The organism is Candidatus Gastranaerophilales bacterium (assembly GCA_028693235.1).
Taxonomy (GTDB): Bacteria; Cyanobacteriota; Vampirovibrionia; order Gastranaerophilales; family Gastranaerophilaceae; genus JAQUVW01.
In genome coordinates, this window is the sequence record JAQUVW010000002.1 from 342,401 (window position 1) to 367,670 (window position 25,270).

The 25,270-nt window shown below is 34.6% G+C and carries 27 protein-coding genes; 8 read left to right on the forward strand and 19 right to left on the reverse strand.

Features of this window, described 5'->3' with window-relative positions:
• Positions 1-105: 105 nt before the first annotated feature.
• The 5 genes from PHV37_04730 to PHV37_04750 all read right to left on the reverse strand — a co-directional run bounded on the left by PHV37_04730 (position 106) and on the right by PHV37_04750 (position 5,093).
• Positions 106-2,466, reverse strand: coding sequence for an endonuclease MutS2 (locus tag PHV37_04730; GenBank protein MDD3237383.1), 2,361 nt, complete (start codon positions 2,464-2,466; stop codon positions 106-108).
• A 105-nt stretch (positions 2,467-2,571) separates the two neighbouring features.
• Positions 2,572-3,114, reverse strand: a complete 543-nt coding sequence (locus PHV37_04735) for an Hsp20/alpha crystallin family protein (GenBank protein ID MDD3237384.1) — start codon at positions 3,112-3,114, stop codon at positions 2,572-2,574.
• Between the two features lie 86 nt (positions 3,115-3,200).
• Positions 3,201-4,562, reverse strand: a complete 1,362-nt coding sequence (locus tag PHV37_04740) for a deoxyribodipyrimidine photo-lyase (protein ID MDD3237385.1) — start codon at positions 4,560-4,562, stop codon at positions 3,201-3,203.
• A complete protein-coding gene (locus PHV37_04745) occupies positions 4,552-4,764 on the reverse strand; it encodes a DUF378 domain-containing protein (GenBank protein MDD3237386.1) in 213 nt (70 codons plus the stop codon). The genes PHV37_04740 and PHV37_04745 overlap by 11 nt, the downstream gene beginning before the upstream one ends.
• Positions 4,765-4,784: 20 nt before the next feature.
• Positions 4,785-5,093, reverse strand: coding sequence for a hypothetical protein (locus tag PHV37_04750; GenBank protein ID MDD3237387.1), 309 nt, complete (start codon positions 5,091-5,093; stop codon positions 4,785-4,787).
• Positions 5,094-5,508: 415 nt separating this feature from the next.
• On the opposite strand from PHV37_04750, the gene PHV37_04755 reads away from it, so the two are divergent.
• Complete coding sequence (locus PHV37_04755) at positions 5,509-5,796, forward strand: hypothetical protein (protein ID MDD3237388.1); 288 nt, start codon at positions 5,509-5,511, stop codon at positions 5,794-5,796.
• A 212-nt stretch (positions 5,797-6,008) separates the two neighbouring features.
• Positions 6,009-6,581, forward strand: coding sequence for a LysM domain-containing protein (locus tag PHV37_04760; GenBank protein MDD3237389.1), 573 nt, complete (start codon positions 6,009-6,011; stop codon positions 6,579-6,581).
• A 50-nt stretch (positions 6,582-6,631) separates the two neighbouring features.
• Here the strand turns inward: PHV37_04760 and PHV37_04765 are convergent, their stop codons facing one another.
• From PHV37_04765 to gmk, 6 genes are all read right to left on the reverse strand, one after another.
• Positions 6,632-6,850 (reverse strand): hypothetical protein, encoded by a 219-nt coding sequence (locus PHV37_04765; protein MDD3237390.1) that lies wholly within the window; start codon positions 6,848-6,850, stop codon positions 6,632-6,634.
• Positions 6,851-6,921: 71 nt separating this feature from the next.
• Positions 6,922-7,455 carry a 16S rRNA (guanine(966)-N(2))-methyltransferase RsmD gene (rsmD, locus tag PHV37_04770; GenBank protein MDD3237391.1) on the reverse strand — a complete coding sequence of 178 codons (534 nt, stop codon included), beginning with the start codon at positions 7,453-7,455 and terminating at the stop codon, positions 6,922-6,924.
• A 6-nt stretch (positions 7,456-7,461) separates the two neighbouring features.
• Positions 7,462-8,028 (reverse strand): hypothetical protein, encoded by a 567-nt coding sequence (locus PHV37_04775; protein MDD3237392.1) that lies wholly within the window; start codon positions 8,026-8,028, stop codon positions 7,462-7,464.
• Positions 8,000-8,737, reverse strand: a complete 738-nt coding sequence (locus PHV37_04780) for a Nif3-like dinuclear metal center hexameric protein (protein MDD3237393.1) — start codon at positions 8,735-8,737, stop codon at positions 8,000-8,002. The genes PHV37_04775 and PHV37_04780 overlap by 29 nt, the downstream gene beginning before the upstream one ends.
• Complete coding sequence (coaBC, locus tag PHV37_04785; protein MDD3237394.1) at positions 8,730-9,908, reverse strand: bifunctional phosphopantothenoylcysteine decarboxylase/phosphopantothenate--cysteine ligase CoaBC; 1,179 nt, start codon at positions 9,906-9,908, stop codon at positions 8,730-8,732. The genes PHV37_04780 and coaBC overlap by 8 nt, the downstream gene beginning before the upstream one ends.
• The gene (gmk, locus tag PHV37_04790) at positions 9,908-10,468 is read right to left on the reverse strand and encodes a guanylate kinase (protein MDD3237395.1); all 561 of its coding nucleotides are present in this window, start codon (positions 10,466-10,468) and stop codon (positions 9,908-9,910) included. The genes coaBC and gmk overlap by 1 nt, the downstream gene beginning before the upstream one ends.
• A 195-nt stretch (positions 10,469-10,663) precedes the next feature.
• Here gmk and PHV37_04795 point away from each other — a divergent pair, with 195 nt between their 5' ends.
• The 3 genes from PHV37_04795 to PHV37_04805 all read left to right on the forward strand — a co-directional run bounded on the left by PHV37_04795 (position 10,664) and on the right by PHV37_04805 (position 12,933).
• A complete protein-coding gene (locus tag PHV37_04795; protein ID MDD3237396.1) occupies positions 10,664-11,566 on the forward strand; it encodes a GAF domain-containing sensor histidine kinase in 903 nt (300 codons plus the stop codon).
• Positions 11,567-11,568: 2 nt separating this feature from the next.
• Entirely contained in the window at positions 11,569-11,961 is a 393-nt protein-coding gene (locus tag PHV37_04800; GenBank protein ID MDD3237397.1) for an ATP-binding protein, read from the forward strand.
• Positions 11,962-12,120: 159 nt separating this feature from the next.
• Positions 12,121-12,933 carry a prephenate dehydrogenase/arogenate dehydrogenase family protein gene (locus PHV37_04805; protein ID MDD3237398.1) on the forward strand — a complete coding sequence of 271 codons (813 nt, stop codon included), beginning with the start codon at positions 12,121-12,123 and terminating at the stop codon, positions 12,931-12,933.
• 96 nt (positions 12,934-13,029) lie between these two features.
• Here the strand turns inward: PHV37_04805 and mtnA are convergent, their stop codons facing one another.
• The 4 genes from mtnA to fusA all read right to left on the reverse strand — a co-directional run bounded on the left by mtnA (position 13,030) and on the right by fusA (position 17,422).
• Positions 13,030-14,100, reverse strand: coding sequence for an S-methyl-5-thioribose-1-phosphate isomerase (mtnA, locus tag PHV37_04810; GenBank protein MDD3237399.1), 1,071 nt, complete (start codon positions 14,098-14,100; stop codon positions 13,030-13,032).
• Between the two features lie 16 nt (positions 14,101-14,116).
• The gene (locus PHV37_04815) at positions 14,117-14,608 is read right to left on the reverse strand and encodes a hypothetical protein (GenBank protein MDD3237400.1); all 492 of its coding nucleotides are present in this window, start codon (positions 14,606-14,608) and stop codon (positions 14,117-14,119) included.
• Positions 14,609-14,618: 10 nt separating this feature from the next.
• Positions 14,619-15,095, reverse strand: coding sequence for a crossover junction endodeoxyribonuclease RuvC (ruvC, locus tag PHV37_04820; protein ID MDD3237401.1), 477 nt, complete (start codon positions 15,093-15,095; stop codon positions 14,619-14,621).
• 242 nt (positions 15,096-15,337) lie between these two features.
• Positions 15,338-17,422, reverse strand: a complete 2,085-nt coding sequence (fusA, locus tag PHV37_04825) for an elongation factor G (GenBank protein MDD3237402.1) — start codon at positions 17,420-17,422, stop codon at positions 15,338-15,340.
• A gap of 165 nt (positions 17,423-17,587) precedes the next feature.
• Here fusA and asnS point away from each other — a divergent pair, with 165 nt between their 5' ends.
• The 3 genes from asnS to PHV37_04840 all read left to right on the forward strand — a co-directional run bounded on the left by asnS (position 17,588) and on the right by PHV37_04840 (position 21,838).
• A complete protein-coding gene (gene asnS, locus PHV37_04830; GenBank protein MDD3237403.1) occupies positions 17,588-18,871 on the forward strand; it encodes an asparagine--tRNA ligase in 1,284 nt (427 codons plus the stop codon).
• A 499-nt stretch (positions 18,872-19,370) separates the two neighbouring features.
• Positions 19,371-21,644: a glycoside hydrolase family 57 protein gene (locus PHV37_04835; GenBank protein ID MDD3237404.1), complete on the forward strand. Its 2,274-nt coding sequence runs from the start codon at positions 19,371-19,373 to the stop codon at positions 21,642-21,644.
• Positions 21,645-21,712: 68 nt separating this feature from the next.
• The gene (locus tag PHV37_04840; protein MDD3237405.1) at positions 21,713-21,838 is read left to right on the forward strand and encodes a hypothetical protein; all 126 of its coding nucleotides are present in this window, start codon (positions 21,713-21,715) and stop codon (positions 21,836-21,838) included.
• Between the two features lie 19 nt (positions 21,839-21,857).
• On the opposite strand, the gene PHV37_04845 is transcribed toward PHV37_04840, so the two are convergent.
• The 4 genes from PHV37_04845 to leuC are packed head-to-tail and all read right to left on the reverse strand — an operon-like array spanning position 21,858 to position 25,243.
• Positions 21,858-22,427, reverse strand: a complete 570-nt coding sequence (locus tag PHV37_04845; protein MDD3237406.1) for a carbonic anhydrase — start codon at positions 22,425-22,427, stop codon at positions 21,858-21,860.
• Between the two features lie 38 nt (positions 22,428-22,465).
• Positions 22,466-22,879, reverse strand: coding sequence for a C-GCAxxG-C-C family protein (locus PHV37_04850; GenBank protein ID MDD3237407.1), 414 nt, complete (start codon positions 22,877-22,879; stop codon positions 22,466-22,468).
• A 43-nt stretch (positions 22,880-22,922) separates the two neighbouring features.
• A complete protein-coding gene (gene tsaD, locus PHV37_04855) occupies positions 22,923-23,975 on the reverse strand; it encodes a tRNA (adenosine(37)-N6)-threonylcarbamoyltransferase complex transferase subunit TsaD (GenBank protein ID MDD3237408.1) in 1,053 nt (350 codons plus the stop codon).
• Positions 23,972-25,243, reverse strand: a complete 1,272-nt coding sequence (leuC, locus tag PHV37_04860) for a 3-isopropylmalate dehydratase large subunit (protein ID MDD3237409.1) — start codon at positions 25,241-25,243, stop codon at positions 23,972-23,974. The genes tsaD and leuC overlap by 4 nt, the downstream gene beginning before the upstream one ends.
• Positions 25,244-25,270 lie beyond the last annotated feature (27 nt).

Consider the following 25,270-nt stretch of genomic DNA (forward strand, 5'->3'; position numbering starts at 1 on the left):
TGCAATGATTTAAACTGCTAAAACAGACGTTGCTCTTTTAAAGCTTAAAGTTATTGCCAAGGTGCTCAATGTTCATCCGAAAGAGCTTTTGGATTTTGATATTGATTAGTTTATATCCACAACGCTGACGCCGTCGCCGCCCTCAGCTTGTTCTCCTGCTCTATATTTTGCAACGTAGGGTGATGAGTCTAAGTAATCTCTGATTACTTGTTTTAGTGCACCTGTTCCATGCCCATGAATAATGTAGACAGGCGTAAGGTTTGCAAGACTTGCTTTATCTAAGTAAGCTTCAACTTCATCAAGTGCTTCTTCGCATTTGAAACCTCTAAGGTCGAGTGTTTGCGATAGGTCATAACGGCTAATATGAAAACTTGTTTTTTGTAAGTTCTTTTTCTTTATAGGAGTTTTGACAAGTCTTTTGTCATATATTGCCAGTTTATCTTGCTTTACAATTGTTTTTATTAGCCCCATTTGAATTGTTACGTTTTTGTTTTTATCCGGGAGTGAAATTAATTCTGCTTCTTGGTTAAGGTCTTTTATCATTAATTTGTCGCCGATTTTTACTTTTGTCCAGTCGGGAGTAATATAGGTTTCTAAATCTTCATCTTCTCTGAATTTTTTTCTTATGCCGGTTTCAAGTTGTGCCAAACGGGCAAAGCTTCTTCTTGCAATTTTTTCTGATTTTTCTTCTCTTATTTCTTTAAGAATTTCTTTTATCTCGTTGCGAGCCTTATGGATAGAGGTTTCGTATTTTTTCTTATAAATGTCAATATTCTTTTTTTTGTTTTTCTTTATATCGTCAAGTTTTACTTCAAGTTCACCTTTTAGATTTTTTAGGTCTTTTTCATTTTCTTGAACTGATTTTGCAGATTCAGAGAGTTGTTGCTGAGTTGATTGAAGTTCTTCTAGGACTTTAGCAGAAGGGTCTTTTTGGGTAAAATATATTTTTCTTGCGTCTTCCGCAATTGTTGATTTTATGCCGAGGTTTTGAGCTATTGCAATAGCGTTACTGGCTCCCGGGATACCTATTAATAATTTATAGGTTGGAGATAGTGTTTTTAGGTCAAATTCAACACTTGCATTTTTAAATCCGTTTTTTAAATAAGCGAGTGATTTCAATTCTCCATAGTGGGTTGTGACAATGCAAAAGGAGCCTTGCTTTTGTATGTGTTCAAGGATTGATTGAGCCAAAGATGAGCCTTCTGCCGGGTCTGTCCCTGCAGCTATTTCATCAAGTAAGATGAGGGTTTCTTCATCTGAGTTGTTGACGATATTCACGATATTTGTCATGTGAGATGAAAATGTTGAAAGGCTTTGTACAATGCTTTGGTCGTCGCCGATATCGGCATATATTTTTTGGAACGGGTATATTTCGCCACTTATACAGGGTATATGTAGCCCTGCTTTTGCCATTAGTACGCATAGCCCTACTGTCTTTAGGGTTACGGTTTTTCCGCCTGTGTTAGAACCTGTTATTATAAGACAGTTATTTTCTTTTTCCAGTTTAAAGTTATTTTCTGTAATTTTGTCTGTTATGTGCATAAGCACGGGGTTTTTCATTGACTTTAATATTATTTTTTTATCATCGACTATGTTTGGGGGTGCGGAGTTCGTTTTTATTGCGTATTTTGCCCTTGCAAAAATGAAATCTATTTCCGATAGTTTGTTAAATGAGTTTAGAATTCCGTCGTAGTTGCAAGCTATTTCATCTGATAATGCTTTCAAAATCCGCTCGATTTCTATATGGATTTTGGCTTCAAGTTCCCTGAGTTTGTTGTTGTGGGAAATAAGTTCTTTTGGTTCGATAAAAAAAGTTTGGTTGCTTGCTGATACATCGTGAACAATACCTGTGACTTTGTTTTTGCATTCTGCCTTGACTTGGAAAACGGTCCTTCCGTCACGTTGTGTGTAGACCGTATCTTGGAGATTATTTGTGAAAGTTGAGCTTGCTAAAAGTGAAGATATTGTTGTTTTGATGTTGCTTTGAGTATCTCTATATGAGCTATAACAGCGTTTTAGCTCTTGTGAAGCTGTTTCTTTTACTTTTAAATTTGCGTCAAATGTTTCAAAAATTTTATCTTCTAGTTCTTTATTTGGGTATAAATCGTTTTTTAGTTGAGATAGTTCGGCGAATTCTGTAGAAAATTTATCAAGATAATTTTTAACCAGTCTGGAATTTCTTAAAATATCTGCAACGTCTAATATTTCTTCTTCTGAAAGTCGAAGATGTTTTTTAGCGTCTTTTAAGTGTGATTCGATATTTTTAATAGCCTCTAGAGGGAGTGGAAAACCCGAATTAACAAGTTGAGCGGCTTGTGTTGTAAGCAAAATTTGTTCTCTGATTACATTAATATCACTATAAACTTCAGCATTTAGACAATGCGTCTTACCAGAGTCAGATATTGCAAATTCGCTCAAGTATTCTAATACTTTATCAAATTCTAATGTTTTATATGATTTTTCCATATTGTTATTATAGCAAGAACAGTAAAATTCGTGTTGAGGTTGTCGATGTTGCCACAAGTTAAAGGCGGCCTATGTGAGACCGCCTTTTGGTTTAGATTATAGTCATTAGTCTTCAATCGGAAGAGTAATAATATATTTGTTATGTTTTATTTCTTTTGTTACGTCGTGTACATTAATTTTTTGTGGGAGAGAAAAGTTTTGCATAAAAGAAATATCTTTTTCTCTATGATGTTTTTTTGTGTCAGAATTTCCTGATATTTTGACAGAATTTTCATTAATATTTAATTTTATATTGTTTGGATTGTTATTGAATGGTTTCAGGTCGATTATGATTTTGTAAGCATCGCCGTCTTTCATAGATTCTACTTGAACAGGATTTTGTGCGAAGGGGTTAATCGGCATAGAAAAATCTGTTATGTCACGCATCATTCGTTCTTGTTGGTTTATAGCTTGTTGAATTTGTCTATCCGGCATAGTTGGTGGTAATTGTGGATACATGTAACGATGCATTGTGTTGTCGGCAACAAAATAAACAGCCAAAAATGCTCCAAAAAATGCAGCGAGCGTTATTACTAAATATTTTAGCCAGCAAGTCGGTGTGTGGCATTCTTTTTTGTGTTCGTGTTCGTTATTGAAATTTTCTTCCATTTCAAATCTCCTTTTCTTTTTTATGATAATGATTTTCTAACATCTGTCAATCATTTTCAATTATACCGGTGGGTAATCCGAATGGGTTATAGTGCAAGTTTTTGTTTCAATCTTTCGCCGCTCATGAATCTGATTTTTCCGAAAATATCTCTTTCTTGCCATGGTCTGTCGTGTAAACCTCCAATAGACCATAGTATTCCAGTATAACCATTTGAGTCTTTACCGTCGAGAGAATATTTGTCATTCAGGTATATCGCTGTTTCAAGGGCATCTTGAGGAGTTTTGCTCCATTCGAGAATTTTTTTTGCCCAATACATTCTTAAATATGGATGAATTTTCCCCTCTGATAATAATGATTTTTGTATGTTATTCCAAAGAGTTTCGTGTGTTTTAGCTTCTTCAAATTCATTTTGTTTGTATATGTAAGGTCTAAAATCGTCTTTATGTTTATTTAGTGAGAGTGCAGCCCAGTTTGGAATTGAAGAAAAATCTTTGTAAGAATTTGCATATAAGCAGAAATTGTCTGCCAATTCCTGACGCACAATCAATTCTTCTAAAAAAGCTTCTTTGTTAATTTTCAAAGAATTTGCTTTGATTATTTCAAGAGCAACTCGCCGTGGAGCAATGTGCCCAAAATGCAAAAATGGAGATAATCCAGAGGTCGACTCTTTCTGTGGAAAATTTCTATATTCATCATACTGACATAGATTTTGCTCTATAAAATATTGTAGGGTCGCTTGAGCATTGTGGCTTCCACCTTTTATTTTGCTAATAGACGGGGTCTTTATGATGGTGGGTGATTTTTGGCTATAAAAATCGAAATCGATATCGGGTTTGAAATCAAAAGGATGGACAATCAAATTTTTATATTCATTCAAATAATGAGTAATATTTCTATTTACTTTTACTCTAAAAGATGCTGCGGAATATTCTTGTTTATCAGAAATTATTTTTGCAGGAAGCACATTGTGTCCATCAACTTCAAATATTGGGTAATCAAGGTTTTTACAGAGATAATTGATGGTTTTATTTGCTTCAATTAACGGTGAAAAATCCGTGATTACAGCTCCTGCGTCAAGTCTTTTAACGATATCAACCAAGTCATTTTTATTCGATACTAAATTAAAAAAACCTATGTTATAAGCATCTAAGCCGTTTTTTAAATCAATAAGTCCTTCTTTGCAAAAATCAAATTGTCTTGATGAAATCCCCTCATTAATATCTGAAAAATTTATAACTAATATCGGTGCAGAAATCTCAAGAGCTAACTCTTGAGCGAAAAGCAGTGCGTCATTGTCTTTATACCTAGATTCACGCTGCATGACATAAATGATAACGCCTGATTTTATAGGAATGTTATTAAGCTTTTGAATTCTATCTCTATTGACTTTTTTTTCGGTATCAATATTGCCGAGAAAATTCAAAATTTGGTATTTTTTAGCAAGCACGTTTGTTCCCTATGTTACAACTGACGGTCATAACGGCAGATACTATTGCTCCTATTGCGAAAGTAAAATACACAGCTTGCGTCATTTGAGTACCTTTGCCGAACATAAATATAACCATGTCGAAATTGAAGCCCGCTATCAGTCCCCAGTTTAGAGCTCCCAAGATTGCCAGAATATAAGCTGTTTCCTTTAAAATATTCATTTTTTCTCCATTATTCAGCCTTAATTATTAATGCAATTATTGAGGTAATCAATTACGTTAAGCTTGTTTTCATATAAAAATTTAACGAAATTTAAGTAATTAACATTGTATGAAGAAACTATTATATTTATCTCAAAACCGTCAGAACAAAACGGCTCGTAATCGTAAATTACATAGCTGTTATATTTGCTTTTCCATTCTTTTTTTTCAATTTGGCAGTTATTTTCAATGGCGGTTTCTTCTAGCCAACCTAAGAGTTCTTTTGAGATATTCTTGAATTCAAGCTGCTTTCTTTGATTGGATTCATTGGTATATTTTTCAACTAACATCTCTTACCTCCCTAAGTAAGCGTGACGCTGTTCTTGGTAAACTGCGTCACCCCTTGAGTCTTGACTTATAAAGAGCCCTAAGGCACTTTAAATAGCAAAATTCAGAAAAACTGTTTTCTGCTTTGACGTGAAATGATGCCTGTATTCGTTTCTACGCCAGAATATATATAAGTTTATACCTATTTTTTATCCTTTAAAATATCCCAATGTATATTAGCCCCTTTAGAAAAAAGGACTATATTTTTAGAATTATAGGGAATAGACAAAATATAAAATCTTGATTTTAAAGGGTTTGAGGTAGGATATAAAGATTTTATAAAAAAAACAGAAATTTGAAAAATTTAGTTTATACTAATAATGTGAAAAGAGAAGACTATCTGGTTAAGTCTTTAGGCATAAAGTAAAAGAGGAAAAAATGACAGATAATAACGTAATAACAATTTTATCAAAATTAGAAAATGCAGATAATAAAAGTAAAAACGAATTAGAAAATGCTCTTGTAAACATCGGGGAAGCTGCAGTTCCTCAACTAATTAATGAACTTCAAGTCGTTAAAGGTACTGTTAGAGGCGTTGTCGCTATGACTTTGATTAGAATCGGAGAATCTTCTGTTAATTATTTGGAAAAAGCTGCTAAAGTTAACAAAGACTTTGAATGGATTGCTAAATATTTAATCACAGAAATTAAAGGCGTTGCTGCTTAGTTTAATATAAACCTTTACTGAATATATATTGCGAAAAAAGAACCTTTAAGGTTCTTTTTTACTAGCAAAAATTATATTTATGGACTTTTATATAAATATAATTTTCTTCCAATATTTTATATATTTAGTATTGTAATATAAAACTTAACACAACTTGACTTTAGGGATATTAGATATATATCATGTTGTTAGGAAACAGTTAGAGAGGTCAAATGAAAAACTCAACACTAAATAGGTCTACACTATCTCCCGAGAAAATGCATGTTTTGGCGGAATTGAGAGCAGCTCAACGTAAACAAGCTCAAGACGGTACTCCGGGAATATATAAAAGACCAAGTAAACAAAAAGAATTAGATATACTTTGGCAAAGTTTTAAGTTAAATCAAAAAGAAGAAAAGTCACCGGGTATTTATCTTTTAGCAGGCTTTATTGCAGGTGCTTTATGTATGTTTCTCATGACAGCAGCTCTTAGTATCAGTGCTGACAATTCTGACAATTTGTCTAATGATTCTATTGCAACTCCAAAAGTTGAAAAAAGACTTGTTAAAAAACAAAAAGCTTCTAAATTAGCTATTGTTCCACCTGATAAACCAGCTGAAGAAACTGCTGTGGCTTCTTCAAGTGAACAATATACGGTTCAAAACGGTGATACTTTGGAAAGTATTATCATTAGATTCTATGGTAAATATGACCCGTCAAAGGTTGAAAAAATTAAACACGCAAATGGATTAGCTAATCCAAATGCTATTTCAATTGGTCAAAAGTTAACTATTCCAATGGATTAATAATCAATTTCAATTAAAATAAAAAGCCTCAAGTTCTTCTTGAGGCTTTTTTATTCTCCAAATGGTTCAATTCGGTTTATCTGCGGGTATGCCGATTGCGTATTATAGATAACAAAATCATTCTTTCTTGAAGCATATTTTTTTTGATAAGCTCTATTTTTTATTTTTTCATATGAACACGATGTCGCCACCGTATCTTTAATAAAATCAACAAAGATACGTTGTTTAGAATTTAGTTCAAAATCATTCAAATCTTTTACAATATACATACTACTATTTTAGTAGATTTTTGAATAAAAAGCTTTATTTTATACTTTAGTATGAACTTTTGTGACGTCTTTTATTTTTTTAAAAAAGAAAGCATCTTGTCTGCGTATTGTTTTTCTTTTATTAGCGTATAGCCATCAGGGTCTATAGCTTTAGTTGACGGGTGCTCAAGGATGATTATGCCGTCAAGATTGAGGCAATCATTTTCGCTTATTGTTTTTAAGGATTTTTGATATAAATCTGAATTATAAGGAGGATCGATAAATATAACGTCGTAGGATTTGTTTATTTTTTTTAACAATTTGATGGAATCGCCAAAAAATAAATTATCGGTAAGTTTTAGCGACTTAAAATTATCTTTTATTAATAATGCTGTTTTTCTATCTTTTTCAAAGGTATAAACAGGAGAGAATCCTCTTGAAATTGCTTCAAAAGACATGATGCCGCTGCCTGCAAACATATCCAAAAAGCTTGATTGGTCAAATTCTATAAGTCCTGACAAGGCGTTGAAAAGACCTTGCCTTGTTTTAGAAAGAGTCGGTTTTATGTTTTCATATTCTTCGGTCTTTATTTTTCTTGAATTTAAAAATCCACCTGTAATTTGCATTTTGGCTTATAGCTCCACTGTAAGTTCTTTGCCCATTACGTTGTTCCAACGGTAATAGCTGTAATAAATTCTGACGAGCCTTATTATGTTGTACCAGTTAGGATAAACATTGTGGAAGTACATTGGATTTTTGTTTATATAGTGCATTGTTATAATGCCTTCATAACCTTGTGCCGCACGAACGATTTCGCATTGAGAAGCACTCGCACTGCACCAAGTGGCGATGGAGTCTGCGGGGTCATCTTTAAGCTTTTTATATTGCATATCTTTGTATTTCAAATGGGCTTGATTTAGGTGGTATTGTAGGGTTGTATCGGCACCTGCTTTTTGATTGTTTCGCCATTTGTAAGAGTGAAAAATGACCGTTTCATTGAAATTCTGTTGAGTTTGACCTGATGGTACGTATTGAACAATAGTTTCTTTACCTTGTTGTTTGTAAAAAACTTTATGCCAGCCGTCATTAGGAAAATCAATAATAACCGTTTCGTAAGCAAAAACCGTGCATTGAATAAAAAAGCACACAAAAATTGATGTTAAAAATAATTTATAAAATTTGCCAAATATTTTTTTCATTTGCCTCAAATATTTCTATATCAACATTTTTGAGTATTTTTTTGAAAATGTCAATTACAATACGTTCGCTTTCGAAGTGACCAATGTCAATAATTACAAGGTTATCAGCGTTAAGAGCCTCGTGGTATTTTATGTCACCCGTGATATACAAATCTATTTTACTATCATTTAGGTCAGAAATAAAGCTTCCGCCGGCTCCGCTACACAAAGCGATTGATTTTATGGTTTGCTTTTTCGATGGATTAATCAATTTTATATGTTCAAGATTTAAGTTTGATTTTATAAGTTTAATTATTGTTTCCAATTTTTCTTCTTTTGGAAGGTCGAATTTTTTAATGAAATCATTGTTGGTTTTGGTTGCTCTAAATCCTAATTTTGTGGCTAAATAGTCCGTAATTCCGCCTTTTGCAATATCTAAATTTGTATGTGCGGAATATACTTGTATGTTGTTTTTAATAGTTTTTGTGAGCAATGGGTCAACAATCTTTTTCAGAGGATTAAAAATAATCGGGTGATGAGTTATTATGAGGTCGCAATGGCTTATAATTGCTTGATTTAAGACATCAGGAGTAAGGGTTAGTGCCAGCATAACACGTTTTGTGAGAGTATTTTTAAGATTAATTTGCCATCCGCTGTTATCCCATTCTTGTGCTGTATCAAGAGGGGCAAAATCCTCAATAGATTTTATAATGTCACCTGTTTTAGCCATATATTACCTCGATAATTTTTTCAGCGATTATTTTTTTTGAGTTTTTGTCAATGTGGGTTATATTTTTTTTCTTATCAATTATATAAACTTCGTTTTCGTCAGAAGAAAATCCTATATCTTTTTGAGATATATCGTTTGCAATTATAAAATCACATTGTTTTTTGTCAATTTTAGTTTTTGCATTTTCAATCAAATTTTCACTTTCGGCACAAAATCCTACGACAAGTTGATTTGGGGTTTTATTTTTAGCCGAGTTCGCAAGGATATCAGGATTTTGAACCAATTCAAGTATGATTTTTTCATTGTTATCTTTTTTTATTTTGTTTTGAGCTTCATCTTTGACTTTATAATCAGAGACGGCGGCAGCCATTATCAAGGAATCAGCTGTTTTCATGGCATTAGACACTTCTTTAAGCATTTTGTCAGCATTTTCAGCTTTGATAACATTGTAAGGTTTATTTATGTCGAAAGTGCTTATCAGAGTAACTTCCGCACCTTGTTCAAATGCGGAGTCTGCAAGAGCCAGCCCCATTTTGCCTGAACTATAATTTCCGATGTATCTTACGGGGTCAATATTTTCTTTTGTGCCACCTGCAGTTATTATGATTTTTTTACCTATGAGCTTTTTTTTTATTGTTAAGATATTTTTAACAGATTCAAAAATAGTGTCTATATCGGCAAGTCTGCCTTTTCCTTCGGTTCCGCAGGCAAGAAAGCCGGTTTGGGGCTCTATTATCGTTGTGCCGTTAGCTGTCAGTTTTTTTATATTTTCTTGGATGAAAGTGTTTTCCCACATCCCAGTATTCATACAAGGGGCCAAAATGGTTGTTTTTTTAAATGCACAAAATATTGAAGTCAAAAGATTGTCACAAATCCCGTTTGCGATTTTGGAGATGGTATTTGCACTGGCTGGGCAAATTAAAAATACGTCAGCTTCCTCCGCAAGGGAGATGTGCTCGGGTTTAAAGTCTTCGAAGTCATATTGGTTACAGAAGACCTCGTTTTGACTCAAGGATTGAAGAGTTGTTTTAGTTACAAATTTATAGGCGTTTTCTGTGACAACAACTTTCACGTTTGCGTTCGCTTTTTTAAACAGTCTTATTAATTCGATTGTTTTATAAGCGGCTATTGCACCTGTTATTCCGATGAGGATGTTTTTTCCCGTAAGCATTATGAATTTCTTTCTTTATTATAAATATCTTGCAAGCTGCATAAAGCTTCTTCAAGGTTATCATTAACTATTTTGTAGTCAAATTTTTCAGATGCTTTGAGTTCTTTTCTGACAAAATCAAGTCTTAATTGAATAGAGGCTTCATCTTCTGTGTGTCTTCCTCTTAAGCGTTGTTCGAGAATTTCAATAGATGGGGGCAAAATGAATATAGAAATGGCATCTTTGATTTTTTCTTTAACTTGAAAAGCACCTTGTGTGTCGATTTCGAGAATAATATCGTTGCCGTTTTTCAAAGAATCTTCAACTATTGATTGTTTTGTACCATAGAAGTGCTCGCTAAAGACAGCCCATTCAAGAAATTCATTATTATTGATAGATTTTTTAAAATCATCTTCTGAAATATAAAAATAATTAACTCCGTTAGTTTCGCCGGGGCGAGGGGTTCTCGTCGTTGCAGATACGGAGAATTTGACTGTTGGATTTGCGTCCATAAATCTTTTGATTAAGGTTCCTTTGCCGACACCGGAGGAACCTGAGATGATAAATAATTTGCCTTGCATAGATTATTCCTGACTTCTGTTATTATTTTGACTTTTGTTTGCAAGAAAGTTTTTTACGGTATTTATTCAATTATACAAAAAATAAATCTTATAATCCAGTACAAATAATAAAAAATATTACCCGAAGCGGAAAATATATAGTGGATAATTGTTCCAATATATGATAAAATTCAAGCAAGAGTAAAGATTTAGGTTATGAACTTCTTCAAAAAATCCGAAAATAATGATAGGTTAGTCCAAAATTTACAAAACACAATTTTAGAAAATCAAGAGCAACTTGCACGTTACATTAATAAATTTCTTCAAAATGAAGAAAAATGGAAACAAATTAATTATTTAGTTAAAAATATAAATTCTACTCTTGAAATTTCGGAATTGACTGATGTAATAAGTACTCAACTCGAAAAATTGGTTGGCTCGGAGTTGTGTAGTATATATGGACTTAACGAAGATAAGCATATTTTAGAACGTAAATATGTTAATGCTCCTATATCCAATGAATGTGTTCAATATATTGATGATTATGTTTTTGAGAAGAACAAAGAAATAAAATGTTATATTAATTCTGATTTAGAATCTCAAAGAATAAATATGAGAGAATTTATAAAAAACGGTTTAAATTCTTCTTATGTTGTTGAACCCATTTATACGGAAAATAGCTTGTCCGCCGTTATTTTCTTATATAAAAAAGGCAATTGGGCTAATGAAGAAGAAAAAAATATTTTACAGTTGGTTGTTGAAAATATTTCAATGTCTTTGCGAAATTCTAAATTATATGAAAAATTAAAGCAAGCAAATAAGAACCAAGTTGAGTTTATTGCAGGGCTTTCTCATGAATTTAAAACTCCGTTGAATACAATAATTGGATTTTCTGAATTGCTCCAAAATTCATCGCAGCTTAATCAATCTGAAATAGATAAATATGCTCAAAACATTTATAATTGTTCAAAGCATTTGCTTAGATTAATGATTGATATCCAAGACGCCTCTATTGCAGAGTCGGGGAATATTAATCTGAATTTTGAAAAATTTAATACCAAAACCATTATAAATGATATAGTTGACGAGTTTGAAAGCCTAATGACAAAAAAAGTTTAAGATTGGAACTTAAATTAATCGATATTTTGATAAATGCAGATTCAAAACGGTTTATGCAAGTAATATATAATCTATTAAGTAATTCAACAAAGTTCTCCGATATAGGTGGAGTTATAAAAGTCATAACATATTTAGACGGAAACAATTTTGTATTTGAGATAAATAATCATGGTCGTTGTATTGATGCAAAACACAAAAATAGTCTATTTAAGTTGTTTTATCAATGTTCTCCTTCGCCCAGAGAAAATTATGAGGGTGCGGGGATAGGGTTAGCATTGTGCAAAAAGATTGTTATGATGCACGGTGGAAACATTGATTTTTCTTCCTGCAAAGAAGATGGCACGACATTTATATTCAATCTTCCTATTAATACTCATAACGTAGTGATAAAATAAAAATTAGCAAAATAAAATGCGACCGTAAGCCGCATAAGTCAAGAAAGGAATGGTTAGACTATTAATTTATAGTCATTATTACATATATTTGGATACTATGCAAATCTGTGAATAAATGTTAACATGTAGTATCTTGTAATCAATAATAAAGGAATTGCGATGAAAATTGGTATTGTAGCATTGGGGCTTATCGGTGGCTCTCTCTTAAAAGCTTTGTATAAATATAATATTGAAATGACTGTGGTTACAAGAAATAATGAATCTCTTGATAAAGCAAAAAAATATGCAGATATTGTTTCTTCTGATTATGAAGTTTTGAAAAATTGTAATATCGTTTTTGTTTGCACTCCCATTTCTAAAACCTTGGAAACATTAGACTTGCTTGAAAATATTTTGCCTAAATCTGCTATCGTCTGTGATGTTGCCAGTGTCAAAGAGTTTGTTATGGCAAAAACAAGACCTTATAAATTTATCGGTACTCATCCGATGGCAGGCACTGAACATTCCGGCTTTGAATATTCTTTTGATGGTCTGTTTGAGGGTGCTAAATGGGTTATCACTCCACAAAAAAATGTTTCGCAAGATGATATTGCCGAATTGAGAAAAATAATTGAACTTACAGGGGCAAATATTATTGAAGCTGATGCAAAATCTCATGACGAGGCAGTTGCATTGATTAGTCATATGCCAATGCTCGTTGCTCAATCTATATTTAAAGCCGCAGAAGGTAATGAACTTGCACTTAAACTTGCTGCGAGTGGATTTAGGGATACTACAAGGCTCGCTATGTCGAATGCTCAAATGGCACAAGATATGATGAATTTTAACGGGAATAATATTCAAAAAGCCTGTGAAAAAATGGTCGTATCTTTGAACCAACTCAATAATGATAACTATAAATTCTTGATTGAAAAAATAAAAACCGCACGAGAAAAAATGTATTCCCCTGAGGGGAAAAATATCATAGAATAAAGACGTGATATGATTTAATATAACCACAAGCTATTAAGGCTTGCGGTCAGACATAAAAGTTCCATTATCTCATAAATTTGCATAATGAAAATGACATTATTTATTTTTTTCAAAAGCTTCTTTAATTGATTTGTTGTAATCAGGCTTTAAAACGCCGACTTCAGTGATTATACCTGCGATAAGCTCATGAGGCGTAACATCAAATCCGGGGTTTATAATGTTGACATCTTTTGCACAAATCCAGTCACCATTAATATGTGTAACCTCTTCATGTGAGCGTTCTTCAATTGGTATTTCAGCTCCTGATTTTATGTTTGTATCAATTGTTGACAATGGAGCAGCAATGTAAAAAGGCACATTATGGTATTTTGCAGCGATTGCAACTGTGTAAGTGCCTATTTTGTTGGCAGTATCGCCGTTTGCGGCAATTCTGTCTGCTCCGACTACAACCATGTTAATCATTCCTTTGCTCATAAAATAAGAGCACATTCCGTCAGTGATTAAGGTTGTTGGAATGCCGTCCATCGTGAGTTCCCATGTGGTAAGTCTGGCTCCTTGTTGACGTGGGCGAGTTTCGTCTGCGAAAACTTTTATTGTTTTATCTTTTGCGTAGGCGGAACGAATTACGCCAAGAGCTGTTCCGTAACCTACTGTTGCCAAGGCCCCTGCGTTGCAATGGGTCAAAATTGTTGCACCTTTAGGCACCAATTGTGCTCCATAGTCACCCATTTTTTTGTTGATTTCAATGTCTTCATTTTCAAGTTTAATCCCATGTTCGACAAGTGCTTTAATCAAATTCTTAACGTTGTTTTCTCGTTCGGATAAATCTTTTACAAATGCCATTTGTTTATCTACCGCCCAAGCTAAATTTACTGCTGTCGGACGTGAGCTTTTTAAATAATCAGCTTTTTTTTGCAATTCTTCTATAAATACAGAAGGGCACTCAATCGATGTGCCTAATTCTTGAGCAGCTAATGCCACCCCGTGAGCACCTGCTATTCCTATTGCCGGAGCTCCTCTGACAATCATATCTTTTATTGCAACATACATTTCTTCTACTGTTTTTATATCAACAAGTTTAAATTCTTTAGGTAAAATGGTTTGGTCAATCATTCTTGAAACGCCGTCAATCCATTCAATTGTTTTTATTTTTGATTCAAATGTCATTTTTAATCCTTAATCTTTAATTATCTATGTGAAAAGTTTCGTTTGTGTCTTCTCTATTTAAAATTTGGTCGTAGAAATAAACTGTAGCCAATCCTCCGAATGAATTCATCAATCCGCTTAAAATTCCTACGAAAATAATCATCATTATTAAAACTAAAAAACCGCCGATACCGTTTAAAAACCAAATCCCAATGCTTGAATACCAAACAAGTTTGTGGAACCACAAATGGTTAATAAAAGCGATAATTGAAGCCAACGGAATCATAGAGCAACAAAATCCTATACAAGAAACGAAGCCGATTATTGCTCCATATATAGCACCATCTCTAGTGGTTAATAATCCTATTTTGTTCTGTTTTTTAAGATAAACAATGACAGCTGTTGCAGATAAGAACATTAAAGCTAAAAATGATAAAGTTCCAATCCAGGGCAAAATAGCGATTATTCCCAATGCAAGCCCAAATATAGCACCGAGCAAACTCATTTCTTTTAAAATATTTATATTCATATTTTCTCCTTTATATGGAAATACAACTTCTTGCGTGGCATAAAGCTATTGCGATTGAATCCAAAGTATCGTCAAGTTTTGGTAACGTTTCATACTCAATGGATTTTTCAACCATTATGGCTACTTCTTCTTTAGAGGCTCTCCCGTATCCTGTCATTACTTGTTTCACGACCATTGGAGTATATTCGTACATCGGAACTTCATATTTTTCAAGCTCCATAAGAATAACGCCTCGGGCTTCAGCTACAGGAATAATGGTTTTTTGATTTTTGAAAAAGAACAACTTTTCGACGCTTGCAACATCAGGGTGATATTTTTCGATTAAAGTCGCCATATCTGCTCCGATTTCAGCGAGTCTTTTTGAGTCAGAATCCCCCTTGTCAGTTTGGATTGAACCAGATGCGACAAGAATATTTGTGTCATTTTCTATATCAACTATTGAGTACCCCACGATTGCCATTCCGGGGTCTATTCCCATAATTCTCATTTTATAATTATAATATGAGTTTTTAACTATTCCAATTAATTACAAAATTTAATGATTTTTTTGCCAAATTTTTTAGATATATCGTCTATTTTTATATCGATGATATGCGTTTGTCTTTTAATGGTGATTACTCAGAACTTTTTGATGCGATAAAAACTTTTAAACCTTAGTATAAAAAATAATACTAAAAAAGACGACACCCAAAAGTGTCGTCTTTGAATTTATTGAATTCAGTTTCAAAACTATGCAGTAGCACCTGATTTTGAAATGATTTCTGTTTCGATAGTTGATGGAACTTGTTCGTAGCATTTGAATTCCATTGAGAAAGTTCCTCTACCTTGAGTTTTTGAACGGATGTCTGTTGCATAACCAAACATTTCAGCCAAAGGAACGATAGCCTTGATTTTTTGAATTCCTGTGCCTTCAATGATTTCCATACCTTCAACACGTCCACGTCTTGAAGAAATATCACCGATAATATCACCTGTATTTTCTTCAGGAACTTCGATTTCAACTTTCATCATAGGTTCAAGAATGCAAGGTTTAGCTTTCTTAACGCCGTCTTTAACAGCCATAGAACCAGCGATTTTGAACGCCATTTCAGAAGAGTCGACATCGTGGTAAGAACCATCGTACAAGGTAACTTTAACGTCTATCATTGGGAATCCTGCTAGGATACCACCTTCAAGAGCTTCTTCCATACCTTTTCTTGCCGGTTCGATATATTCTTTAGGAATAGCACCACCGACGATTTTGTTCTCGAATACGAAACCTGCATTTTCTTCAGCTGGAGCGATTTGAATTTTAACGTGACCGTATTGACCTTTACCACCTGATTGACGGACAAATTTAGAGTCTTGGTCAGCGTTGCCTCTGATAGTTTCACGGTAAGCAACTTGTGGTTTACCAACGTTAGCATCTACTTTGAATTCTCTAAGCAAACGGTCAACGATAATATCTAAGTGAAGTTCGCCCATACCTGCGATGATAGTTTGACCTGTTTCAGCATCAGATTTAACTCTGAAAGAAGGATCTTCTTCTGCAAGTTTTTGAAGAGCGATACCCATTTTATCTTGGTCAGCTTTTGTTTTTGGTTCAATAGCAACTTCGATAACAGGTTCTGGGAAAGTCATTCTTTCAAGTACGATTGGTGATTTTTCATCACTCAATGTATCACCGGTTGTGGTGTCTTTCAAACCAACAGCCGCACAAATATCGCCTGCGTGAACTTCTGTAATTTCATTTCTTTGGTCAGCGTACATTTGAACAAGTCTTGAGATACGTTCTTTCTTGCCGTTAGTAGCGTTTAGAACGTAAGAACCAGCAGTAAGTACACCTGAGTAAACTCTCATAAATGTTAAACGACCTACGTAAGGGTCAGTCATAACTTTGAATGCAAGAGCTGCAAATGGTTCTGTATCAGAAGAATGTCTTTCAACTTTAGAACCATCTTCAAGTTCACCTTCGATAGCTTTAACATCAACAGGAGAAGGCATAAAGTCAATAACCGCATTTAGCAATAGTTGGACACCTTTGTTTTTGAAAGCAGTACCGCAAGTAACAGGTACAATTTTGTTTTCACAAACAGCTTTTCTCAAAGCAGTTTTTAATTCTTCAACAGTAGGTTCTTCACCTTCTAAGAATTTCATCATTAAATCATCATCAAGTTCAGAAATTTTTTCAATCATTTCTGCTCTGTATTTTTTAGCTTCTTCAAGCATATCAGCAGGTACTTCTTCTTCTTTGATGTCAGTTCCCAAATCATTTGTGTAGATTTCAGCTTTCATAGTCATAAGGTCAATTAAGCCTGAGAATTTATCTTCAGCACCGATAGGAAGTTGGATAGGAACTGCGTTTGCACCTAATCTGTTTTTGATTTGGTCAACTACACGGAAGAAGTTTGCACCGGTTCTATCCATTTTGTTTACGAATACCATACGAGGAACTTCGTATCTGTTAGCTTGTCTCCAAACTGTTTCAGATTGAGATTGAACGCCACCAACTGCACAGAAAACAGCAACAACGCCATCTAATACACGTAAAGAACGTTCAACTTCGATTGTAAAGTCAACGTGCCCGGGGGTGTCGATGATATTGACTTGGTGACCGTTCCAATAAGCTGTAACAGCAGCAGATTGAATTGTGATGCCACGTTCACGTTCTTGATCCATGAAGTCGGTTACGGCAGCACCGTCGTGAACTTCACCGATTTTATGTGTTTTACCTGTGTAAAAGAGAATACGTTCTGTAGTAGTGGTTTTGCCCGCATCAATGTGAGCGGCAATACCAATGTTTCTAACTTTCTCTAATGGAGTTTGTCTTGCCATTTCTTGTTTTCCTTTATTTTAAACTACTAAATTATTATAGCAAAATGCCATTGTACAAACATTCTTGCATAAAAACAGAAAATTTTAAACAAATTTTTACATGATGTTATATTGTATAAATAATATGTTATTATTAAGCGGTAAGATTATGTTTTAGAGGTTTATATGAAAAAAATATTTATATCAGACATAAAGGATTTTGAAGGTAAGGAAATTTCGCTTCAAGGGTGGCTTTATAATAAACGTTCAAGCGGGAAATTGCATTTTTTGCAATTAAGAGATGGTACAGGCGAAATTCAAGCTGTTGTTTTTAAGGGTAATGTTGCACCTGAGGTGTTTGAACTTGCTGATAAAATAACTCAAGAATCTTCTATTGAGGTGGTTGGAACTGTTAAAAAACATGACCGTTCAAAAATTGGATTTGAAATTGACGCTACTGATGTGAAAGTCATTGGTGATTCATTGGATTATCCTATCACGCCGAAGGAACACGGCACTCACTTTTTGATGGAACACCGTCATTTGTGGCTTCGTTCTTTGAAGCAAAAAGCTATTTTGAAAATTCGTCACAGAATTATAAAATCAGTGCGTGATTTTTTTGATATGAAAGGTTTTACGCTGGTTGATGCTCCCATTTTTACCCCGAATGCTTGCGAGGGGTCAACAAATCTATTTGAAGTCGATTATTTTGACGAAAAAGCGTATTTGTCACAATCAGGGCAGCTTTATATGGAAGCTGCAGCTATGGCTGTTGGTAAGGCATATTGTTTTGGTCCGACTTTTAGGGCTGAAAAATCAAAAACACGTCGCCATTTGACGGAATTTTGGATGGTTGAGCCTGAAGTCGCATTTGCTGACATTTATGACAATATGGATTTGGCTGAAGAATTTGTTGAATATATTGTTCAAAACGTTGTTGAGCATAATAGGGCTGAGCTTGAGACTTTAGAAAGAGATATTTCTAAATTAGAAAACATCAAACGTCCTTTCCCGAGAGTTTCTTATGATGAAGCGATTGAAATTCTTCATAAAAAAGGTAATGATACCCCCTGGGGCGAAGATTTTGGCGGAGATGAAGAAACTCTTATCGGTGAAGAATTTGATAAGCCTGTTATGATTCACCACTATCCGATGTCAGTAAAGGCGTTTTATATGAAACAAGATGGCGACAAGGCTGCTTGCGTTGATATGATTGCACCGGAAGGCTATGGTGAAATGATAGGCGGTGGCGAAAGGGAAAGTGATATAAATAAACTCAAAGCAAAAATCAAAGAACAAGGTCTTTCAGAAGAAGTTTTTGATTGGTATCTCGATTTGAGAAAATACGGCTCCGTTCCCCATGCAGGTTTTGGCTTGGGTATAGAAAGAACAGTTGCTTGGATTTGTGGATTGCATCATGTTAGAGAAACAATTCCGTTCCCTCGTTTGATGGATAGACTAAGACCGTAAAGAACATATATATAGATTTAAGAGCGTCGTTGGACGCTCTTTTTGTTGTTATTATGCCAGTTAGGCTGAAATCCAACCTAAAAAGCCGCTATTGCCGTATATAGGTTAGGCTAAAGAAGGCAAGAAAAAAGCCGCTATTTGCGGCCATTATTTGGATTATATTCCAAATCTCCTCCCCTAAGTCATGAGCCTTAACCCATGGCTGTGATTAAAAATTTTGTTATTCAGGTGCATGAGTCAATAATATCAAATATTCATGCCGCATGAATTGTTTATATTAAAGCACTAATTTTTTAGCTTGTGAAGTCCCCATAGTAATATTTTTTATATAGTATTGTGATTTGTTGTGTTCTCGTTCAATTATAGTAACGAATTTGTAGACCACTATGGCGTTACAAAACTTCATATATGTATCAAACTCAAGTATGATATTACGCAATTTCTGCTTCCGTATTGGCGTTCCATGTGATATGATACTTTCTGTGGAGTCAACTGAAATATGCATAAAAATCTATCAATAGCCTTTATTTGGCATATGCACCAACCAAACTATCAGGCACAGCCTAATGGTATCAGACTTATGCCTTGGGCTAGGTTGCACGCTATTAAAGATTATTTGGATATGCTTCTGCAACTCGACAACTTTCCTGATTTGAAGTTGAATTTCAATCTTGTACCTGTTTTGGTTGATGCGATTGAAGAATATGCCCACAAAGGTGCCCATGACATTCATTCTAAACTTACGGTGACTCCTATTGATGAACTTACAGAAGATGATAAGCAATATATCCTCAATTATTTCTTTGATGCGAATTATGCAAACTTGATTTCTCATCACAAATACTATAGTGACTTGTATCACAAAAGATATCTCAAAGAAGAAGTAGATATCTCTGATTTTTCTGAGCAGGAATATTCTGATATCATGATGTGGTTTAATCTGGTATGGTTTGACCCCAGATGGATTGAAGAATATCCTGAGCTCAAATCTTTTATTGAACAAGAAAGAGGCTTTTCTTTAGCTCAAAGGGTTGCTGTAATTGATATTCAACGTCAAATTATGGCTCGTATTATACCTGAATTTAAAAAATATCAAGATGAAGGTCGGATAGAAATTACAACGAGCCCCTACTATCACCCGATTTTGCCGATTATGTTTGATATGAATGTTGCGAAAAAGTCCGCTATAAGGCACCCTTTGCCTGACTGTAAAATTAATATGGCAGAAGATGCTAAAACTCAAATTAAGATGGCTCTTGATAAAATGGAGCAAACTTTTGGCAAAAGACCTGTAGGAATGTGGCCATCTGAACATTGTGTCAGTCAAAAAACTTTAGATTGCTTTGCTGATTTGGGTATAAAATGGACAGTTTCTGATGAGGGCATACTGGCTAACACGTTAAAAAAAGAGTTTGTTCGTGATTTTAAAGGGTATCTCGAAGACCCTTATGACCTTTGCAACGCTTATACTTATGAGTCAAAAAATCACAAACCTATAAATATTGTCTTTAGGGATTCTGTAATTCCTAATCTTATAAGTTTTGAATATCCTCACCATGAAAGTGTTATTGCTGCGAGTGATTTATATAGCAGAATAAAAACTATTCAAAATAAACTTCAAAATTCACCTGATGAACATCATTTGTTGACTATTGCGATGGACGGAGAAAATAGTTGGGAAAGCTATGCTAATGATGGTGCTCAATTTTTAAAAACTTTGTATAAATTAATTACACGTGATGAAACTTTACATTCTGTCCTTGTCAGTGATTACATAAAAGAAGTTCAGCATATTAAAAAATTGGATTCATTGGCAGCCGGCTCTTGGATTAACAGAGATTTTCAATTATGGATTGCTGAGCCTACAAAAAATCTCGCTTGGAAATACCTCTGCCATACGGAAGAAGATTTAAAGATTTTTGCAAAAGAAAAAGATGTTGATAAAAGACTTGTAACAATGGCAAAAAATGAACTATATATTGCTCAGGGCTCCGATTGGTTCTGGTGGTATGGTGAGCCTAATGACTCAGGACAAGACCATATTTTTGATTATCTTTTTAGAGAACATTTGAAAAATATATATTTGTTGCTTGGTAAAAAAGTTCCGAAATATCTTGATTCGCCGTTGATTTCGTTTTTAGGCAAACCGTCCAGAGCTCCTAAAAAGCAAATTTCGCCACATGTGAACGGTAAAGATTTATACAATGATGAATGGATAAATGCAGGTTGTATTGATATCCCTGCTGGTCCTATTCCTCAAGAAAATAAGCTTTTTAACAGAATATGTTTTGGCTGTGATGAAACTAATATATATTTAAGATTTGATATAAACAGATTTATTTTCGACATGGAAGGTAAATTTAAATCTATTTATCAAATATATGTGTATTTTAAATCATACAATGAATATGCGGCTTATACTGCACCAATAAGGACAGTTAATAAGCCTGATTATTTGTTCCCGATTTTAAAAGACGGATATTCTCATGAGTTGAAAATAACTTTGTTTAAAGATGTTAAATCACCGATGCAATTTTCTAAAGCACAAGAGAATAATCTATGGGTATTGCAGATGAACAATAACGTGAAATATGCCTATGAAGATATTGTTGAATTGTGTATTCCGTTTTTTGATTTGAATATAAGCCCCGGTGAAAAAATAGATTTCTTTATTATCAACGGAACTTTAGGGCTCACGGAAGAAGTTTATCCTCAAGATATGCTTTTATCTCTTGAAAGACCGCGTCAAGTGCAACCGGTTGAATCAAATTAGTTTTTTCATACGATGATATTTTACTACCCCTCTCTTATTATATTAATAAGACTTGGAGTTATTTAAATATGAAAAATAAAATTAATCTGGAACAGGCTATTAAATTTTTAGAGAGTGTTTTAAACAGCGATAGCTCAGACTGTGTATTTAAGGAGCTTGAAAAAATTAAGTCTGAAAAAATAGCTAATAAATAGCATTTATATTTAATATGGTTTATATAATTTCCACTGTTCCGGATTCAAAGCTGAAGTGAGCTGTTGTGATTGCTAGTTTGTTTTTTTCCACCGCTTCTCTGATTATGTATGAGCGTTTCATTAATATTTTTTTAGTTAGAATGGTATGGGCTTGAGATATTTCGTTGTAAGACAATTTGTTGTCACCCAAAACCGGATATACAGAATTCATGAGTCCGTAAAAATCGTCTAGGGGTGCGGGGTATTTATCTTTTGCGTATTTGATAACGCCGCAATTATCGTGGCCGAGTAGTATCAAGAGCGGTATTTTTAATTCTTCAATCCCGAATTCGATGCTTTCTGTGATATTCGGACCAATCCCTACGCCAGCTGTTCTCACCACGAAAAGTTCGCCTATTCCGCAATCAAATATCAGCTCAGGAACAATTCTTGAGTCTGAACAACTTAATACAATAGCTTTAGGCGATTGAGAAGTAGATAGTTTTTGCAATGTTTGCAGGCATTTATTTTCTGCTTTTGGAGTACCTGTTATAAATCTTTTATTGCCGTTTAACAATCTTTCGAGTTCATTTTGAGCTTCTTGATTCATTTGTTTTTCCCTTTTGTTAGCGGTTTTGTTTTATAATATTAGGTTTTGACTGTCTTTAATTCTAATAATTCCTCCAAAATAAGTGCGGCATCTTCAACCATTTGAGAACAGTGAAGTTTTCTTTCTGGGGATGCAAAATTATCTTTATATTTTAGTGTCAAAATTTTACAACAAGTTGCTTTGTTTTTTTCTTTAAATTTTTCAATAAATTTTTTAGCAAGAACTCTTGCGTCCATTCCGTTTTTTTCTTGATTTCTACCGTTTAATGCTCCGATAATCATTTGAGCACCTGCAACAGCTCCACAAAGACAACCGCTTCCCATACCGCCTGAAAATGAACTTGCAACGGAAAGTAAATCTTTGGACACAAGCCCTAATTCTGCTGCTGCCATAACCATTGATTCAGAGCAGGAATATCCAATGGAAAAATATTTTTTTGCTGTTTCTTTCATTGTAAACCCTTCAATATTTATTAATGTGGATTATAGCACATTTTTATGAACATCTTGAAAAAACTTCAACGCCCAAATCAGGGAATGTGTTAGTTGAAAAATAAGCAGCAGAGGCAACCATAGAAGCATTATCTGTGCAATATTTCATTGCAGGAGCGTAGATTTTGTAGCCGTTTTCTTCAAGTGCGAAAAATTTCTTTCTGATTTCAGAATTTGCAGCTACACCGCCACCCAAAGCTATTTTTTTAGCACCTATGCTGACTGCAGCTTTTAGTGTTTTTTTGAATAAAGTTTTTGTGATACATTCTTGGAAACTTGCAGCAACATCTTCGTTCGGAATTGTGCCGAGTTCTTTTTTTAATTTTTGAGTAAGTTGCAAAACAGCGGTTTTTAACCCTGAAAAGCTAAAATCGTAATCACCTTTAACTTTCGCAATAGGCAAACTATAGGCATTGGGGTTTCCGTTTGGAGCCATTCTGTCAAGGTTAAGTCCTCCTGGGTATGGGAGCCCTAATAGTCTTGCGACTTTATCATAAGCTTCGCCTGTTGCATCATCAATGGTTTCACCGATAATTGATTGTTCTTCATAGCTATCGACTTTTATTATTTGTGTATGCCCACCACTTACAAGCAGTGCAACGAATGGAGGTTTGAGGTCAGTATCAATATAATTTGCACAAACATGAGCATTAAGGTGATTTACGCCGATAAATGGCTTGTCGTATGTAACGGCAAGTGCTTTTGCAGCGTTCATTCCTACGAGTAAACAGCCTACAAGTCCGGGACCTACGGTTGCAGCTATAGCTGTCAATTCTTCAGGTTTTAGTCCTGATTGTTCAAAAGCTTCAGTTATAATAAGGTTTACAGCGTCAAGATGCTCACGGGCTGCTACTTCTGGGACTACTCCTCCGAATTCACGGTGAGTTTTTATTTGAGAAGCAACTACATTTGCCAAGACTTCTCGCCCGTTTTTTACAATTGCACAAGCTGTTTCGTCACAACTTGATTCTATTGCAAGGATAATGACATCTTCTTTGACGTCAGGTCCTACAAATACGCTTTTTTCTGTTATAGGTGTTTTATATTCTTTAATCATAATCCTAATTCATCAGGTGATGCGATTTTACCTAAGATTGCACTGGCAGCTGCAATAGCAGGTGATGCTAGGTAAACTTCACTATCAACGTGTCCCATTCTTCCAACAAAATTTCTGTTTGTTGTAGATATAGCTTTTTCTCCTGCGGCTAAAATGCCTGCGTGTCCGCCAAGGCAAGGACCGCAAGTTGGAGTGGAAACAGCACCGCCTGCTTCTACTATTGTTTGGACGTAGCCTTTTTCGATTGCTTCAAGGTATATTGCTTGAGTTCCCGGAAATACAATCAGTCTTACGTTCGGGTGGACTTGTCTTCCTTTTAAAATATCTGCAGTGATTTTTAAATCGGAGATTCTTCCGTTAGTGCAACTACCGATTACGGCTTGGTCAATTTTTATTTCGCCGACTTGAGAAATAGGTTTTGTATTTTCCGGCAAGTGGGGGAATGCGACTGTAGGTTCAATATCAGCAACATCATATTTTATAATTTTTTCGTATTCGGCATCTTCATCACTTTTGTAGAAGGTGTATTCTCTTTGAGAACGGCCGTCTAAAAATGCTTTAGTTTTATCGTCAGGAGCAATAATTCCGTTTTTAGCACCTGCTTCAATCGCCATATTGCAGAAAGTGAAGCGTCCGTCCATTTCCATTTCTTCAATAACATTTCCGCCGACTTCAAGTGATTTATAAAGGGCTCCGTCCACGCCGATGTCGCCGATTAAACGTAATACTAAATCTTTAGCAGAAACCCATTTGTTAAGTTTGCCGTTAAATTCAACTTTAATTGTTGGAGGAACTTTGAACCAAGTTTCGCCTGACGCCATAGCACAAGCGAGGTCTGTCGAGCCTACTCCTGTTGAAAATGCACCCAAAGCACCGTAAGTGCATGTGTGTGAGTCGGCACCGATAACCAAGTCGCCGGCTGTTACAATCCCTTTTTCGGGAAGCAATGTATGCTCAATGCCCATTCTTCCGACTTCAAAGAAATTGTCGAGTTTTTGCTCTCTTGCAAATTCTCTGATTAATTTAACTTGTTCAGCTGATTTGATATCTTTGTTTGGTACAAAGTGGTCAGGAACAAAAACTGTTCTTGATTTATCAAAAACTTTATCCACGCCGATTTTTTTGAATTCTTTAATAGCAACAGGTCCTGTAATGTCGTTTGCGAGTGTGATGTCAACTTTAGCTGTAATCAAGTCACCAGGTTTAACTTCATCAAGTCCTGCGTGTTTTGCCAATATCTTTTCTGTAATATTCATTGGTCTCGGCATAAATAAAACCCTCATTTATTCTTATAA